This is a genomic window from Pseudomonas synxantha, from assembly GCF_900105675.1.
In the GTDB taxonomy this organism is placed as follows: domain Bacteria; phylum Pseudomonadota; class Gammaproteobacteria; order Pseudomonadales; family Pseudomonadaceae; genus Aquipseudomonas; species Aquipseudomonas synxantha.
In genome coordinates this window covers 3,666,699-3,680,204 of sequence record NZ_LT629786.1, presented here as the reverse complement: position 1 = coordinate 3,680,204, position 13,506 = coordinate 3,666,699, and the positions used below count along the sequence as shown (strand labels likewise).

General features: G+C 56.4%; 13 protein-coding genes. 11 read left to right on the top strand and 2 right to left on the bottom strand.

Annotation, left to right across the window (positions count from 1 at the left end; genetic code table 11):
- The first annotated feature begins 60 nt into the window (after nucleotides 1-60).
- The 7 genes from BLU48_RS17055 (at nucleotide 61) to BLU48_RS17025 (ending at nucleotide 6,964) form a co-directional block, all read left to right on the top strand.
- Entirely contained in the window at nucleotides 61-2,058 is a 1,998-nt protein-coding gene (locus BLU48_RS17055; RefSeq protein ID WP_164484816.1) for a polysaccharide biosynthesis protein, read from the top strand.
- 197 nt (nucleotides 2,059-2,255) lie between these two features.
- The gene (locus BLU48_RS17050) at nucleotides 2,256-3,323 is read left to right on the top strand and encodes an ATP-grasp domain-containing protein (RefSeq protein ID WP_057022150.1); all 1,068 of its coding nucleotides are present in this window, start codon (nucleotides 2,256-2,258) and stop codon (nucleotides 3,321-3,323) included.
- Nucleotides 3,320-4,216: an NAD-dependent epimerase/dehydratase family protein gene (locus BLU48_RS17045; protein ID WP_057022151.1), complete on the top strand. Its 897-nt coding sequence runs from the start codon at nucleotides 3,320-3,322 to the stop codon at nucleotides 4,214-4,216. The genes BLU48_RS17050 and BLU48_RS17045 overlap by 4 nt, the downstream gene beginning before the upstream one ends.
- On the top strand, nucleotides 4,213-4,821 hold the full coding sequence (locus tag BLU48_RS17040) for an HAD family hydrolase (protein WP_057022152.1): 609 nt from the start codon (nucleotides 4,213-4,215) through the stop codon (nucleotides 4,819-4,821). The genes BLU48_RS17045 and BLU48_RS17040 overlap by 4 nt, the downstream gene beginning before the upstream one ends.
- Before the next feature lie 162 nt (nucleotides 4,822-4,983).
- Entirely contained in the window at nucleotides 4,984-5,316 is a 333-nt protein-coding gene (locus tag BLU48_RS17035) for a ComEA family DNA-binding protein (protein WP_057022153.1), read from the top strand.
- A gap of 140 nt (nucleotides 5,317-5,456) precedes the next feature.
- A complete protein-coding gene (locus BLU48_RS17030) occupies nucleotides 5,457-6,101 on the top strand; it encodes a GntR family transcriptional regulator (protein ID WP_057022154.1) in 645 nt (214 codons plus the stop codon).
- A 14-nt stretch (nucleotides 6,102-6,115) separates the two neighbouring features.
- Nucleotides 6,116-6,964 (top strand): urea carboxylase-associated family protein, encoded by an 849-nt coding sequence (locus tag BLU48_RS17025; RefSeq protein WP_057022155.1) that lies wholly within the window; start codon nucleotides 6,116-6,118, stop codon nucleotides 6,962-6,964.
- 8 nt (nucleotides 6,965-6,972) lie between these two features.
- On the opposite strand, the gene BLU48_RS17020 is transcribed toward BLU48_RS17025, so the two are convergent.
- Both BLU48_RS17020 and eat read right to left on the bottom strand, forming a co-directional pair.
- Complete coding sequence (locus tag BLU48_RS17020; protein ID WP_003172675.1) at nucleotides 6,973-7,140, bottom strand: DUF2897 family protein; 168 nt, start codon at nucleotides 7,138-7,140, stop codon at nucleotides 6,973-6,975.
- 112 nt (nucleotides 7,141-7,252) lie between these two features.
- Nucleotides 7,253-8,617: an ethanolamine permease gene (gene eat / locus BLU48_RS17015; protein WP_046071562.1), complete on the bottom strand. Its 1,365-nt coding sequence runs from the start codon at nucleotides 8,615-8,617 to the stop codon at nucleotides 7,253-7,255.
- 370 nt (nucleotides 8,618-8,987) lie between these two features.
- Here eat and kdpF point away from each other — a divergent pair, with 370 nt between their 5' ends.
- Genes kdpF through kdpC form a run of 4 tightly spaced genes read left to right on the top strand, consistent with a single transcriptional unit; the run spans nucleotide 8,988 to nucleotide 13,452 of the window.
- Nucleotides 8,988-9,077, top strand: coding sequence for a K(+)-transporting ATPase subunit F (kdpF, locus tag BLU48_RS17010; RefSeq protein ID WP_003218754.1), 90 nt, complete (start codon nucleotides 8,988-8,990; stop codon nucleotides 9,075-9,077).
- A gap of 10 nt (nucleotides 9,078-9,087) precedes the next feature.
- Nucleotides 9,088-10,788 carry a potassium-transporting ATPase subunit KdpA gene (kdpA, locus tag BLU48_RS17005; protein WP_057022156.1) on the top strand — a complete coding sequence of 567 codons (1,701 nt, stop codon included), beginning with the start codon at nucleotides 9,088-9,090 and terminating at the stop codon, nucleotides 10,786-10,788.
- Nucleotides 10,789-10,808: 20 nt separating this feature from the next.
- On the top strand, nucleotides 10,809-12,866 hold the full coding sequence (kdpB, locus tag BLU48_RS17000) for a potassium-transporting ATPase subunit KdpB (protein WP_172833426.1): 2,058 nt from the start codon (nucleotides 10,809-10,811) through the stop codon (nucleotides 12,864-12,866).
- 40 nt (nucleotides 12,867-12,906) lie between these two features.
- On the top strand, nucleotides 12,907-13,452 hold the full coding sequence (kdpC, locus tag BLU48_RS16995; RefSeq protein WP_057022158.1) for a potassium-transporting ATPase subunit KdpC: 546 nt from the start codon (nucleotides 12,907-12,909) through the stop codon (nucleotides 13,450-13,452).
- Nucleotides 13,453-13,506: the final 54 nt, after the last annotated feature.

Below are 13,506 nucleotides of genomic sequence, written 5' to 3'. Positions count from 1 at the left end.
TCTGCGTTTATTGCGCGGTCGACAAGAATTTTGATCTAACGCAAGGACCGTAGGTGAATCATGATTAACCGGTTGCGCACTTGGCTATTGAAACTGCCTCGTCACAAGAAACGACTGATACAGGTAGTTGCGGACGTTGTTCTGGTTTTCCTGGCGCTGTGGATGGCGTTTGTTGTTCGCCTCGGCATTGATGAGATGATCAACCCGCTCAAAATGCACCTTTGGCTGTTCTTGGCTGCACCGGTGGTGGCTATTCCGCTTTTTATTCGCTTTGGTATGTATCGTGCTGTCATGCGTTATTTTGGCAATGATGCACTGGTAGCGATTATCAAGGCTGTCAGTCTTTCATCATTGATTCTAGGTGTCGTGGTCTATTGGTATAGCAACCATCAAAATGTCGTGCCCCGTTCAATCATCTTCAACTATTGGTGGTTAAGCTTGATTATGGTCGGCGGTCTGCGCTTGACCATGCGCCAATACTTTTTGGGCGATTGGTTTGCGGCGGCACAACATGTGCCTTTTACCAGCCGTGAAGACGGTCTTCCGCGTGTCGCGATCTATGGTGCAGGTGCGGCGGGCAATCAACTGGTCGCAGCACTGCGCATGGGGCGCGTTATGCGGCCAGTGGCATTCATCGATGACGATACCACTATCTCCGATCGTGTCATTTCCGGGCTTCAAGTCTATAAGCCCAAGCATATTCAGCGCATGATCGATGTCACGGGAGCGCAGGAAGTTCTCTTGGCCATTCCATCGTCAAGCCGTGGGCGGCGCCGTGAAATTCTCGGTTTCCTGGAGGGCTTCCCCCTCCACGTTCGCAGCGTTCCCGGTTTCATGGACCTCGCCAGCGGCCGAGTCAAAGTTGACGATATTCAAGAAGTCGATATCGCTGACTTACTCGGCCGTGATTCGGTGCCTGCCCAAGATGAACTGCTCGAGCACTGCATCAAAGGGCAGAATGTGCTTGTAACTGGGGCGGGCGGGTCAATTGGTTCTGAGCTGTGCCGGCAAATTCTCGAGCTCAAGCCTATGACCCTGCTGTTGTTCGAGCACAGTGAGTTCAATCTCTACAGCATTCTTTCTGAGCTGGAACAGCGTATTACCCGGAATTCATTGCCGGTCAAGTTACTCCCGATATTGGGGTCCGTGCGTGATCAGGCAAAGTTGCTTGACGTAATGAAGACCTGGCGTGTCGACACGGTTTACCACGCGGCGGCGTATAAGCACGTACCCATTGTCGAGCACAACATTGCAGAAGGGGTGTTGAATAATGTTATTGGCACACTGAACACTGCCCAAGCGGCACTTCAGGCTGGCGCATCCAATTTTGTCCTAATCTCGACGGACAAGGCTGTGCGACCAACCAATGTCATGGGTAGCACCAAGCGTCTGGCTGAACTCACCCTTCAAGCCTTGAGCCGTGAACTTGCCCCCGTGCTGTTCGGTGACGAGTCCAATGTCTCTCGAGTGAATAAAACCCGCTTCACGATGGTGAGATTCGGCAATGTCCTGGGCTCTTCCGGCTCTGTGATCCCGTTGTTCCACAAGCAGATCAAATCTGGTGGCCCGTTAACGGTTACCCACCCCAAAATAACCCGCTACTTCATGACCATTCCCGAAGCGGCACAACTGGTCATACAAGCTGGGTCCATGGGCCTTGGTGGGGATGTGTTCGTCCTCGACATGGGCGAACCCGTGAAGATTGTCGAGTTGGCCGAAAAGATGGTTCATCTGTCCGGGTTGAGTGTACGTTCGGATAAGAACCCTCACGGTGACATCGCTATCGAGTTCTCGGGTTTGCGTCCTGGTGAAAAGCTGTACGAAGAGTTGTTGATCGGTGACAACGTGGTGGCAACGCAGCACCCAATGATCATGAGTGCCAACGAGGATCATTTGCCTTGGGAGACATTAAAGATCAAGTTGACGGAATTGCTTGCAGCGGTCGATCAAGATGACTATAGCCGAGTCCGTCAGCTGTTACGTGATACCGTCAGTGGTTACACTCCGGATGGTGAGATTGTTGATTGGATTTATCAGCAACGGCGATTGGAACCATAGTGTTTGAGCGCGCAATGCTTAAGCCAGGCGTGTGTCTACACTGGTGTTCCAGTAACATACGCCGTTCACTCGGGCATCTTGAATTACCCGGTTGTCTGGATCACATGTACAGAGCTGGCTCCAATTTTTTATTGGTCATTAAAAGAATTTATTTTTTGCGCAGTTCAAGTGCTGTGCTTCACAGATAGGAGTCTCAAATGTCTAAAATACTTATCGCAGGGGCCGGTGGCGCACCTTCTGAAGGCGTTATTAACTCCCTTATGATGGGCCGCAAAGGCGAGACTGTCATCGGTATGGGATCCGAACCTTCTGATCTTGCATTATCCAAAGCGAGCAAAAAGTTTTATATTCCGTACGCCAACTCTCCAGAGTACAAGCAGAAATTGCTGCAATTGCTTGAGGCCGAAAAGCCTGACTTAGTGCATTTCCAGAATGATTTGGAGATCTTTCACGCCTCTTTGATACGCGATGATATTTTGGCAACGGGCACCAAGCTTTTCATGCCTGACCACGACGTCATTGATACCTGCGTGCATAAGCACAAGTCGTATGAAGCATTCAAACAGGCAGGCGTGCCTGTACCTCGCAATATTATGATCAATGACGAACAGGATCTTAAAGAGGCATTTAAAGCACTGGGTAACGCCGATGGGAAAATTTGGTTGCGTGCAACTTCTATAGGTGGTGGCGGTAAGGGTGCCATACCTACCAATGATTTTACACTGGCGAAGGCCTGGATTGATCATTACAAAGGGTGGGGCGACTTCGTCGCCGCTGAGTTGCTTACGCCAGATACTATTACATGGCTTTCTATATGGCACGAAGGTAATTTGGTCGTTGCGCAGTCTCGTGAACGTCGCAGCTGGACACACGGCAACCGAAGTATCTCCGGTGTTACTGGCGTCACCAAAGTCGGCGTGACTTGCACCAACGATCAAGCTACTGAAATTGCTATTAACTGTGTCAAATCGGTTTCGAAAAAACCACATGGGATATTCGGTGTCGACATGGCTTACGGGTTTGATGGTGTTCCAAACCCTACAGAAATCAATATTTCACGATTTTTTACAACGGTTCAGTTCTTTACAGAAGCGGGTTTGAACATGCCCGAGATCTTTAAGGATATCGCTCTGTATAACGAGTTTCCGCAGCTTGAAACGAAGATTAACCCTTTACCCAATGACTTGATGTGGCTTCGAGGTATGGATACTCGCCCGATATTGACAACTGAGCAGGGCATTCGTGATGAGATCATATTCTTATGAAAGTCCTGATTACTGGAGCGTCAGGCTTTATCGGGGGACGTCTGCTGGATGCTGCGATAGCGAAATGGGGCAGTACGCACGTTGTTGCATTCAGTTCGCAGACCACCAGTAAATGTCAGAGCGTCGTCTATGACAAGCAGTTGCCTGACTTTGGTCTGAGTCAACAGGACTTCGACAAACTTCAAGAGGTCGAAATTGTCATTCATGCTGGCGCCTACACCCCCAAGAATGGGGCAGAGGCAAATGTCATCGTAGCCTGCAATGAAAATATCTCATTCACAGAAAAACTGCTGAGCCTGCCCTTTAATGCACTGCGAAAAATAGTATTTACGAGCACGCTCGATGTTTACGCTGCAGACACGGTTATCTCGGAGGCCACAGCGACTGTACCTGCTACTTTATATGGCTGGTCGAAGCTGTACTGTGAGCAAATGATCTCTGTATTTGCACGAGAGCAACATATTGATCGGCACATTTTGCGTGTTGGTCATGTGTACGGCCCGGGCGAAGAGAAATATGAAAAATTTCTCCCCAAAACTATCAAGCGTATCTTGGATGCTCAACCTGTCGAACTGTATGGTGACGGTGCTGAGTTAAGAAGCTTTATTTATATTGATGATGTTGTGCGGTCAATTCTTGCCGCTGTTGAGTTAAATGAGGATGTTGGTGTGGTGAACCTCGTCGGTGGCCACGCAGTGTCAATCAGGTCCGTATTGGATCAGTTGATCCTGCTCAGCGGCGCGCAGGTCGAGGTTGTGCAGCGTGAGTTCAACGGTACCAAAAGAGACTTCGTTTTCGATACAACGCGATTGAAGAAATATTTATTGCCCGAAGAAATTGATTTTGCATTGGGCTTGAGTACCGAAATTGCCTACTTTAAGAGTCTCATGTGAATATAATCTTCGATCTCGATGGAACGCTAATCGATTCCAAGCCGCGTCTGCATCAGCTTTTTCAACACTTGGTTCCTGAGTCCAAGCTCAGTTTTTCCGAATACTGGGAACTGAAGTTTGCGGGTCACTCCAACGAAACGATAGTGTCAGATCGGTTCGGTTTCAATGCGCGTGCCGTCACTGAATTCAGGCGTGATTGGATGGCGCTAATCGAAAGCCCTTCTTTTCTAGAAAGGGATGTTAATTTTACAGGTATGCATGAGGCGCTGGACGAGTTAAAAGAGTCAGCGCGGCTGTACGTATGTACGGCTCGTCAGTTCGTCAACCCTGTTCACGTGCAGTTGGAAGCGTTGAATTTACTCGGGTATTTTGACGAGGTGATGGTGACCGAGCAGCGAAATACCAAGGAATTTCTGATTGCTCAAAAGGTGTCCAATTTAACTTCGCATGATTGGGTGGTGGGCGATACAGGAAAAGACGTCCAGGTGGGTATGGCCCTTGGAGTTAATACCTGTGCAGTCCTTACAGGATTTATGACAGCTGACGCATTGTCGCGTTACTCTCCTAAAATAATTCTCGAGTCCGTTATCGAATTCAAGCTTTAGCGCTCCTAAATATGTTTAGCACGCAGATCGCACACAGTGGGGCGAGGCCGAGTTACACGTTGTTACCCACTCGCTTTTGACTCTCTCCCAGCATCATCTAAGTTTAAAAAGCAGCTTCGGAAAAGCTGCTTTTTCTCACATTGATGTCATGGAGCGTCACCAATGCAAAACCTCTACATTTCCTCCCTCATCTTCGCGTTCCTCACCAGTCTCTCCGTCACCACCACCGCAGCCCCTTCCATTAAGCCGGAAACCCCAACCCCAATCTCCGCCCAAGCTACCAAGCCCGAGCAATCCTCCAAGGTCAACCTCAACGCCGCCGACGCCGAAACCCTGCGCCGTGATCTGTTTGGTATAGGCGCTTCCAAGGCGAAGGCAATCGTTGCGTATCGCGAAAGCAACGGTCCGTTCACCGCGGTGGATGAGTTACTGGAAGTGAAAGGCATCGGCAAAGCATTGCTGGAGAAGAATCGCGACAGGTTGGTTATCAACTGAGGATGTGAATATCGCCCAGAAGGCCGGTCATTGACCGGCCTTTCCTTTATCGGGCTTGCGTATATTTCTTTTCAATCATGCATTGGCATGAAACGTGATTGCATCCATCTCAACGATTGTTCAACAATCTTGAGGTAACCATGACACTCAGCTTGTCGTTAGCCGACCAAATAGCCCTGGAACTACGCGCCGACATCATCGGAGGGCGTTTGCTGCCGGGTGTTTCGCTCGTCGAGGCGGAGTTAGTCAAGGCGTACAACGCCTCACGCAATACCATCCGTGAGGCGCTGCATCGCCTGGGCCAAGAAGGCCTTACCCGCTATGTCCGCAACAAGGGCGTAATGGTTCGGCGCCTGGAGCGAGCAGAGGTGCGTGATCTCTTCGTAGTCCGCCGCACCCTGGAGTTGCGGGCAATAGCCCAATGTGGCCCGCTGACGGACGCTCAATCAGGCCGTATGCAAAACGCCATCGACGCCACCACCCTGGCCCGGGAGCGCGAGGATTGGCGAGCGGTGGCCACCCACAGTCTTGTGTTCCACCAACAGATCGTCGCGTTGATGGGCAGCCCGTTGTTCGACGAGTTCTTCGCCCAGGTGATTGCCCAGTTGCGCCTCGTGTTTTGCGCAGCACCGGATGAGCAGCGTTTCCAGTCGCCCTGGCTGGAGCGCGACCTAGAGATATACACGCTGTTAACCAGCAACCAAACCCAGGCTGCCAGCGAGGCGATGGGCCTTTACCTGGACGATTCCGAACACCTTTCTCTTGCCCTGTTTGATCACCCTTGATAGAGGATTGCCCCATGTACAAAGACTATCCCGCCGCGTACCAGGTCAGCAAAGGTTCGGCGTTGCAGGTGGATACGGCGTTCTATGAGCGTATTCGTGATCAGAAAGGCCGGCGTACGTTGATCGAACAGTTCGAGGTACCGATCCGTACGGGCAGGGCATGGAAAGTACCGGCTGGGCATGTGTTCCGTGTGACCACACCATTTGGACCGCAGGTAGGCGACTTCAACGTATGGAACGCCAATGACCCGCGCGAGCGCTTGTGGGCTGCGCGTACGAGGCAATTGCAAGGCGCTCATGTCAGCACTCACGACCGTCTATGGTCGAACCTGCCCTTTCTAAGACCCTTGGTCACCATCACCGACGACAGCCTCGCCAACTACGGCATCGATGAGCACGGCGGCCGCCTGCACGATTTGCTTGGCACGCGTTGCGACCCTTATGTGAACCGTATGCTGACCGGTGAGGACTTCCATCACCACTGCCACTCGAACCTGACCCGTGCGGTATTGCCTCATGGCCTGACTGAGTTCGACGTGCATGACGTGCTGAATATTTTCCAGTGCACGGGCCTCAATCACGATGACATGTACTTTATGAAAGCCTGTCCGGCGCAGAAGGGCGATTACCTGGAGTTCTTTGCCGAGATTGATTTGCTGTGCGCGTTGTCGACCTGCCCGGGTGGGGATTTGTCGCTGCCGATGTGGGGGCCGGATGCGCAGGACCCGCTAACGGTATGTCGTCCGTTGGGGGTGGAAATCTACAGGCTGGAGAATGAGTTGCTGACCGGTTGGAGCCAACCGGAACGTGCTGCCTACAAGGGGCAGCACGGGTTGCATATTGCCAAGGCGGATTGGGAGTAACTCAAGGTTCAGCGGTCTTGCGCATCCTTGGCATCCGCCTGGGCATTACGCTCGGCCACGCGTTTGCGTTGTTCGTCGGTGAGTTCCACTTTGTTGGCGCTGTCACGCAGCATCATCAGCCCACCGACGATCGACCCGATCGCTACCACCATAATCAACCACGCATACCACGGCATAAGGGCTCTCCTTGAGGCAGATGACCGTCGAAGAATTCTCCTACGGTGATAACTGCTTTGAGTAACGGGCTTTCTGAGTAGTTCATTGTAGGCCCGTTCTGCCTCGCAGGCTCTATAGTCCGGTCAACATCGCATCCGCCGGGGCATCGGCGCGGTCTTGTGCGGTGAGTTGGAAGTAGACGAAGCCCACCAGCATGAAGCCCAGGAAGATCAACCCGATCAGCGCATTGAACCAAGCCATTGCCACCAGGCACACCACCGCCAGTACCAATGCGATACCCGGCACGATGGGGTAGCCCGGTGCGCGGAAGGTGCGTTCCAGCAGCGGCTCGGTCTTACGCAGCTTGAACAGGCTGAGCATGCTCATGATGTACATGACGATAGCGCCGAACACGGCCATGGTGATCATGGCGGCGGTCAGGGTCATGCCGCCCAAGTTGATCAGGCCATCGCTGTAGATGGCGGCGATGCCGACCACGCCACCTGCGATGATGGCGCGGTGGGGTGTCTGAAAACGCGACAGTTTGGCCAGGAAAGATGGCAGGTAGCCGGCGCGGGCGAGGGCAAAGAACTGCCGCGAGTAACCGAGGATGATCCCGTGGAAGCTCGCCACCAACCCGAACAGGCCAATCCACACCAGCATGTGCAGCCAGCCGGAGCTTTCGCCGACTACGGTTTTCATCGCCTGGGGCAGTGGGTCGTTGATGTTCGACAACGTGCGCCAGTCGCCCACGCCACCGGCGAAGAACATCACGCCCATGGCCAGGATCACCAGGGTCAGGATGCCGCTGATGTAGGCTTTTGGAATCGTGCGCTTGGGATCTTTGGCTTCTTCGGCCGCCATGGCCGCGCCTTCGATGGCGAGGAAGAACCAGATGGCGAAGGGGATCGCAGCAAACATCCCGGCAATTGCCGGCGCGCCGAAGGTGTCGGAACCGGCCCAGCCGTTGAGGGCAAAGTTGCTGAAACTGAACGCGGGGGCGACCACGCCCATGAATACCAGCAGTTCGGCGACGGCGAGTACGCAGACCACCAGCTCAAAGGTAGCGGCAAGTTTTACACCAAGGATATTCAGGCCCATGAACACAATATAGGCGCCAACGGCCGCGTGTTTCGGGTCCAGGGCCGGGAATTGCACGTTCAGATAGGCGCCAATGGCTAAGGCAATCGCCGGCGGAGCGAACACGAATTCGATCAGGGTCGCCAACCCGGCAATCAAGCCGCCTTTCTCACCAAAGGCACGACGACTGTAGGCAAACGGCCCACCGGCATGGGGAATGGCGGTAGTCAGCTCGGTGAAACTGAAGATAAAGCAGGTGTACATCGCGGCGACCATCAATGAGGTCACCAGGAAGCCCAAGGTGCCGGCCACGCCCCAGCCATAGCTCCAGCCGAAGTACTCACCGGAGATCACCAGCCCGACGGCGATACCCCATAGATGCAGGGTGCCCAAGGTGGGTTTGAGGTGTGTGGTCATGGTGGGGTGCTCCCTGAAGGGGTTGGAATGATTCAGGGTGTTGCAGTGGACATGCCACTTTCCAAAGTGCTGTCGTAAAGCGGTGCGAGTGTCGCTGGCGGGATGGTTTGGCGTTTGAAACTGTATGGCGATGCACCAGGTAAGTGCGGTGGTGGCTGGGCTGGCGTTATCGGGAGCAAGCCCCCTCCCACATTTTGATCGCGTTGCCAACGCGCGCCTGCGGGACGTCTGACCCCTGTATAAAGCCCGCATAAAGCCACTTTTTACGCCATCTTTACGCCCCGGTCCCACCCTCGCTCTCGTTCCTTTACACCACTCCTGCGGACAATTGCCCCACACGCGGCACTCGCCGTTAAACGGAGAAACTTCCATGAGCGTTCTGGACGGGGTGTCACTGCTATTGGCCGTGGCGCTGTTCATTTATCTGCTGGTTGCGCTGTTACGCGCGGATCGGAACTAGGAGCAGGGCTATGCACAGTTATGACTATTGGCTGATCATCGCCTTCTTTGCCGTGGTACTGGTGCCGGCACCGTTTCTGGGGCGGTTCTATTACAAGGTGATGGAAGGCCAGCGTACCTGGCTCAGCCCGGTACTGGGGCCGGTGGAAAACGCCTGTTATCGCCTGTCGGGTGTGGATGCACAGCAGGAACAAAGCTGGCAGAAGTACATGCTGGCCTTGCTCGCATTCAACCTCGCGGGCTTCTTGCTGTTGTTCTCGATCCTGTTGTTCCAAGGCTCCCTCCCGCTCAACCCGCAAAAACTGCCGGGCCAGGAATGGACCCTGGCGTTCAACACTGCCGTCAGTTTCATGACCAACACCAACTGGCAGAACTACAGCGGTGAGGCGTCCCTGAGCTACCTCAGCCAGATGGTCGGCCTGACTGTGCAGAACTTCGTCAGTGCGGCGACTGGCCTCGCAGTCCTGGTCGCCTTATGCCGTGGGATTGGTCGCAAATCTGCCCAGACGCTGGGCAATTTCTGGGTCGACATGACCCGCGCCACCCTCTACGGCCTGCTGCCGTTGTGCCTGGTGCTGGCGCTGTTCCTGGTGTGGCAGGGCGTGCCACAGACCTTCGCTCACTATGTTGACGCGATAACGATGCAGGGTGTGGATCAAGTGATTCCCCTGGGCCCGGCAGCCAGCCAGATTGCGATCAAGCAGTTGGGTACCAACGGCGGCGGCTTCTTCGGCGTGAACTCGGCGCATCCGTTCGAAGACCCTACGGCCTGGTCAAACTTGTTCGAAGTTGCCTCGATCATCCTGATCCCAGTGGCGTTGGTGTTCACCTTCGGCCATTACGTCAAGGACCTTCGTCAGAGCCGTGCCATCCTCGGTTGCATGCTGGCGCTGTTCCTGATCGGCGGCGCGACGTCGCTGTGGTCCGAATACCAGCCCAATCCAACCCTGAGCCACCCGGCCGTGGAGCAAACCGCGCCGCTGGAAGGCAAGGAAACACGCTTCGGCACCACCGGCACCGTGCTGTGGTCGGTGACCACCACCGCGGCGTCCAACGGTTCGGTCAACGGCATGCAGGACAGTCTCAGCCCCCTGAGTGGGATGGTGGCGCTGGTTAACATGATGGTCGGCGAAGTGATCTTCGGCGGCGTGGGTGCCGGCATGTACGGCATGTTGCTCAACGTGTTGATCGCCGTGTTCCTCGCCGGCCTGATGATTGGCCGCACCCCGGAATATCTGGGCAAGAAGCTCCAGGCCAAGGAAGTGCAATTGCTGGTGGTGACCCTGCTGGTGATGCCGGTCGGTGTGCTGGTGCTGAGTTCCATCGCCGCCAGCCTGCCAGGCCCGGCAGGGGCCATCAGTAACCCTGGCCCCCACGGGTTCAGCCAGTTGCTGTACGCCTACACCTCGGCCAGTGCCAACAACGGTTCGGCGTTTGCCGGCCTCGGCGCCAATACCGTGTTCCATAACCTGATGCTTGGCCTGGGCATGTTGATCGGCCGCTTTGGCTACATCCTCCCGGTACTGGCCCTGGCCGGCAGCCTGGCGATGAAGAAGGCCGCACCGATTGGCCAGAACAGCTTCCCTACCCATGGCCCGCTGTTCGTCACCTTGTTGACCGTGACCATCTTGCTGGTGGGCGGCCTGACTTTCCTGCCGACGCTGGCGCTTGGGCCTATCGCTGAACACTTGAGCATGGCTGTTGCTAAATGAAGAGCCTAGGGGACATGAAAATGAATATGCCTGCAAAAAACGCGGCCCCGGTCAAACCCCAGGAGCCTGCCAAAACCGCCATCTCGGCGCTCTGGCGCCCGGCGCTGGTCCAGGCGTTCGTCAAGCTCGACCCACGCCAACTGCAACGCTCGCCGGTGATGCTGGTGGTCGAGCTGACCGCCATCCTCACCACCCTGTTGTGCTTTGTGCCCGATACCACCGTGCCGACCTTTGTTGCGGTGCAAATCGCGGTGTGGCTGTGGTTCACCGTGCTGTTCGCCAACTTTGCCGAAGCCCTGGCCGAGGGCCGTGGCAAGGCCCGCGCCGACAGCCTCAAGGCCGGCAGCGAAGGTTTGAGCGCTCGGCGCCAGGAGGCCGATGGCAGCTTCAAGGTGGTGCCGGCCACCAGCCTGCGCAAAGGCGATGTGGTGCGTGTTGCCGCTGGCGAAATGATCCCCGGTGACGGCGAGGTCGTCGAAGGTATCGCCGCGGTCAATGAAGCGGCGATCACCGGCGAATCCGCCCCGGTGATTCGCGAGTCCGGAGGCGACCGCTCGGCGGTTACCGGCAACACACGACTGGTCTCGGACTGGCTGCTGATCCGCATCACCGCCAACCCGGGTGAGTCCACACTGGATCGCATGATCGCGCTGGTGGAAGGTGCCAAACGCCAGAAAACCCCCAACGAAGTTGCGCTGGATATCCTGCTGATCGGCCTGACCCTGATCTTCCTGCTGGTGGTGGTGACCCTGCAGCCGTTCGCCCACTTCGCCAATGGCAGCTTGCCCCTGGTGTTCCTGGTCGCACTGCTGGTTACGCTGATTCCGACCACCATTGGTGGCTTGCTGTCGGCCATCGGGATTGCCGGCATGGACCGCCTGGTGCGCCTCAACGTGATCGCCAAGTCCGGTCGCGCCGTGGAAGCGGCGGGGGACGTGCACGTATTGCTGCTGGACAAGACCGGCACCATCACCTTCGGTAACCGCCGCTGCTCGGCGGTGGTCGCGGCGCCTGGCGTCAGTGGCCGGGAATTGGCAGAAGGCGCGCTGCTGGCGTCACTGGCCGATGATACGGCGGAGGGCAAATCCATCGTCGAATACCTGCGTGCCTTGCACCCGCAGGCCGAGCCGAGCCTGGATGAATTGACCGCTGTACCGTTCAGTGCTGAAACCCGTTTGTCTGGCGTTGACTACCAGGGCCGCGTATTCCGCAAAGGCGCGGTGGATTCGCTGCTGGCGTTTATCGGTCAGCCACGCAGCGAGCTTTTACCGCCACTGTCGCGGGAAATCGACAAGATCGCCCAAAGCGGCGGTACGCCTTTGCTGGTGTGTGCCGATGGCAAGTTGCTCGGTGCAATCCATCTCAAGGACGTGGTCAAGCCCGGCATCCGCGAGCGGTTTGCCGAGCTGCGCAAGCTGGGGATCCGCACCGTGATGGTTACCGGCGACAACCCGCTGACCGCCGCCGCAATCGCCGCTGAAGCCGGTGTGGACGACGTGCTGGCCGAAGCCACGCCGGAGAAGAAACTCGCGCGTATTCGTCATGAACAGAACGATGGCCGCCTGGTTGCCATGTGCGGCGACGGCGCCAACGACGCTCCGGCGCTGGCCCAGGCCGACGTCGGCATGGCGATGAACGATGGCACTCAGGCGGCGCGCGAAGCCGCCAACATGGTCGACCTCGACAGCGACCCGACCAAGCTGTTGGACGTGGTGCAGATCGGTAAGGAATTGCTGGTGACCCGTGGCGCGCTGACAACATTCTCCATCGCCAACGATGTGGCCAAGTACTTCGCGATCCTGCCGGCGCTGTTCGCCTCGATCTATCCGCAATTGGGCGTGCTCAACATCATGCACTTGCAGAGCCCGCAAAGCGCGATCCTGTCGGCCATCGTGTTCAACGCGCTGATTATCGTGGTGCTGATTCCCCTGGCCCTGCGCGGCGTGCGGGTGCAGGCCGCGAGTGCGGCGGCCTTGCTGCGACGCAACCTGCTGATCTACGGCCTGGGTGGGCTGTTGGTGCCGTTCGTGGGTATCAAGGCTATCGACATGCTGCTGACCGCGCTGCACCTGGTTTGAACTCGCCCCGTTGGTTTGCCGAATTATTGAGGATTTGACGATGACTAAGATGATCCGCCCGGCCCTGAGCCTGCTGGTGCTCATGAGCCTGATCACTGGTGTTGCCTACCCGCTGGTGGTCACTGGCGTGGCGCAAGTGGCCTTCCCCGACCAGGCCAATGGCAGCCTGGTGCGCGATGCCAGTGGCAAAGTGCGCGGCTCCAGCCTGATCGCCCAGGACTTTACCGGCGACAACTGGTTTCACCCACGCCCGTCTGCCGGGGCTTTTGCGACGGTGTCCAGCAGTGCCAGTAACCTGGGGCCAAGCAACCCGGCCTTGGCGACCCGCATCTTCGAGGATGCCAGCAAGCAATCGGTGCCTGGCCTGGGCCCGGTGCCATTGGCTTCGCTGACTACCTCTGGCAGTGGTCTTGATCCACACTTGCCACCACAGGCGATTGCCTATCAACTGGCGCGGGTAGCGGCGGCGCGGAATGTGCCGGTGGCGACGTTGCAGCGGTTGTTGGATGAGCACATCGAAAGCCCGTTGGTAGGGCCGCCGGTGGTAAACGTCCTGGCCCTGAACATGGCCCTGGAAAAACTCTGAACCACTGTGGGAGGGGGCTTGCTCCCGATAGCGGTGGTTCAGTCGAAATATCTG

Bases quoted from the DNA above. Each gene is read 5' to 3' on its own strand.
- kdpB (WP_172833426.1), top strand. From the start codon at position 10,809: ATGAATATGCCTGCAAAAAACGCGGCCCCGGTCAAACCCCAGGAGCCT.
- kdpF (WP_003218754.1), top strand. From the start codon at position 8,988: ATGAGCGTTCTGGACGGGGTGTCACTGCTATTGGCCGTGGCGCTGTTC.
- kdpA (WP_057022156.1), top strand. From the start codon at position 9,088: ATGCACAGTTATGACTATTGGCTGATCATCGCCTTCTTTGCCGTGGTA.
- BLU48_RS17030 (WP_057022154.1), top strand. From the start codon at position 5,457: ATGACACTCAGCTTGTCGTTAGCCGACCAAATAGCCCTGGAACTACGC.
- BLU48_RS17045 (WP_057022151.1), top strand. From the start codon at position 3,320: ATGAAAGTCCTGATTACTGGAGCGTCAGGCTTTATCGGGGGACGTCTG.
- BLU48_RS17035 (WP_057022153.1), top strand. From the start codon at position 4,984: ATGCAAAACCTCTACATTTCCTCCCTCATCTTCGCGTTCCTCACCAGT.
- BLU48_RS17020 (WP_003172675.1), bottom strand. From the start codon at position 7,140: ATGCCGTGGTATGCGTGGTTGATTATGGTGGTAGCGATCGGGTCGATC.
- kdpC (WP_057022158.1), top strand. From the start codon at position 12,907: ATGACTAAGATGATCCGCCCGGCCCTGAGCCTGCTGGTGCTCATGAGC.
- eat (WP_046071562.1), bottom strand. From the start codon at position 8,617: ATGACCACACACCTCAAACCCACCTTGGGCACCCTGCATCTATGGGGT.
- BLU48_RS17050 (WP_057022150.1), top strand. From the start codon at position 2,256: ATGTCTAAAATACTTATCGCAGGGGCCGGTGGCGCACCTTCTGAAGGC.
- BLU48_RS17055 (WP_164484816.1), top strand. From the start codon at position 61: ATGATTAACCGGTTGCGCACTTGGCTATTGAAACTGCCTCGTCACAAG.
- BLU48_RS17025 (WP_057022155.1), top strand. From the start codon at position 6,116: ATGTACAAAGACTATCCCGCCGCGTACCAGGTCAGCAAAGGTTCGGCG.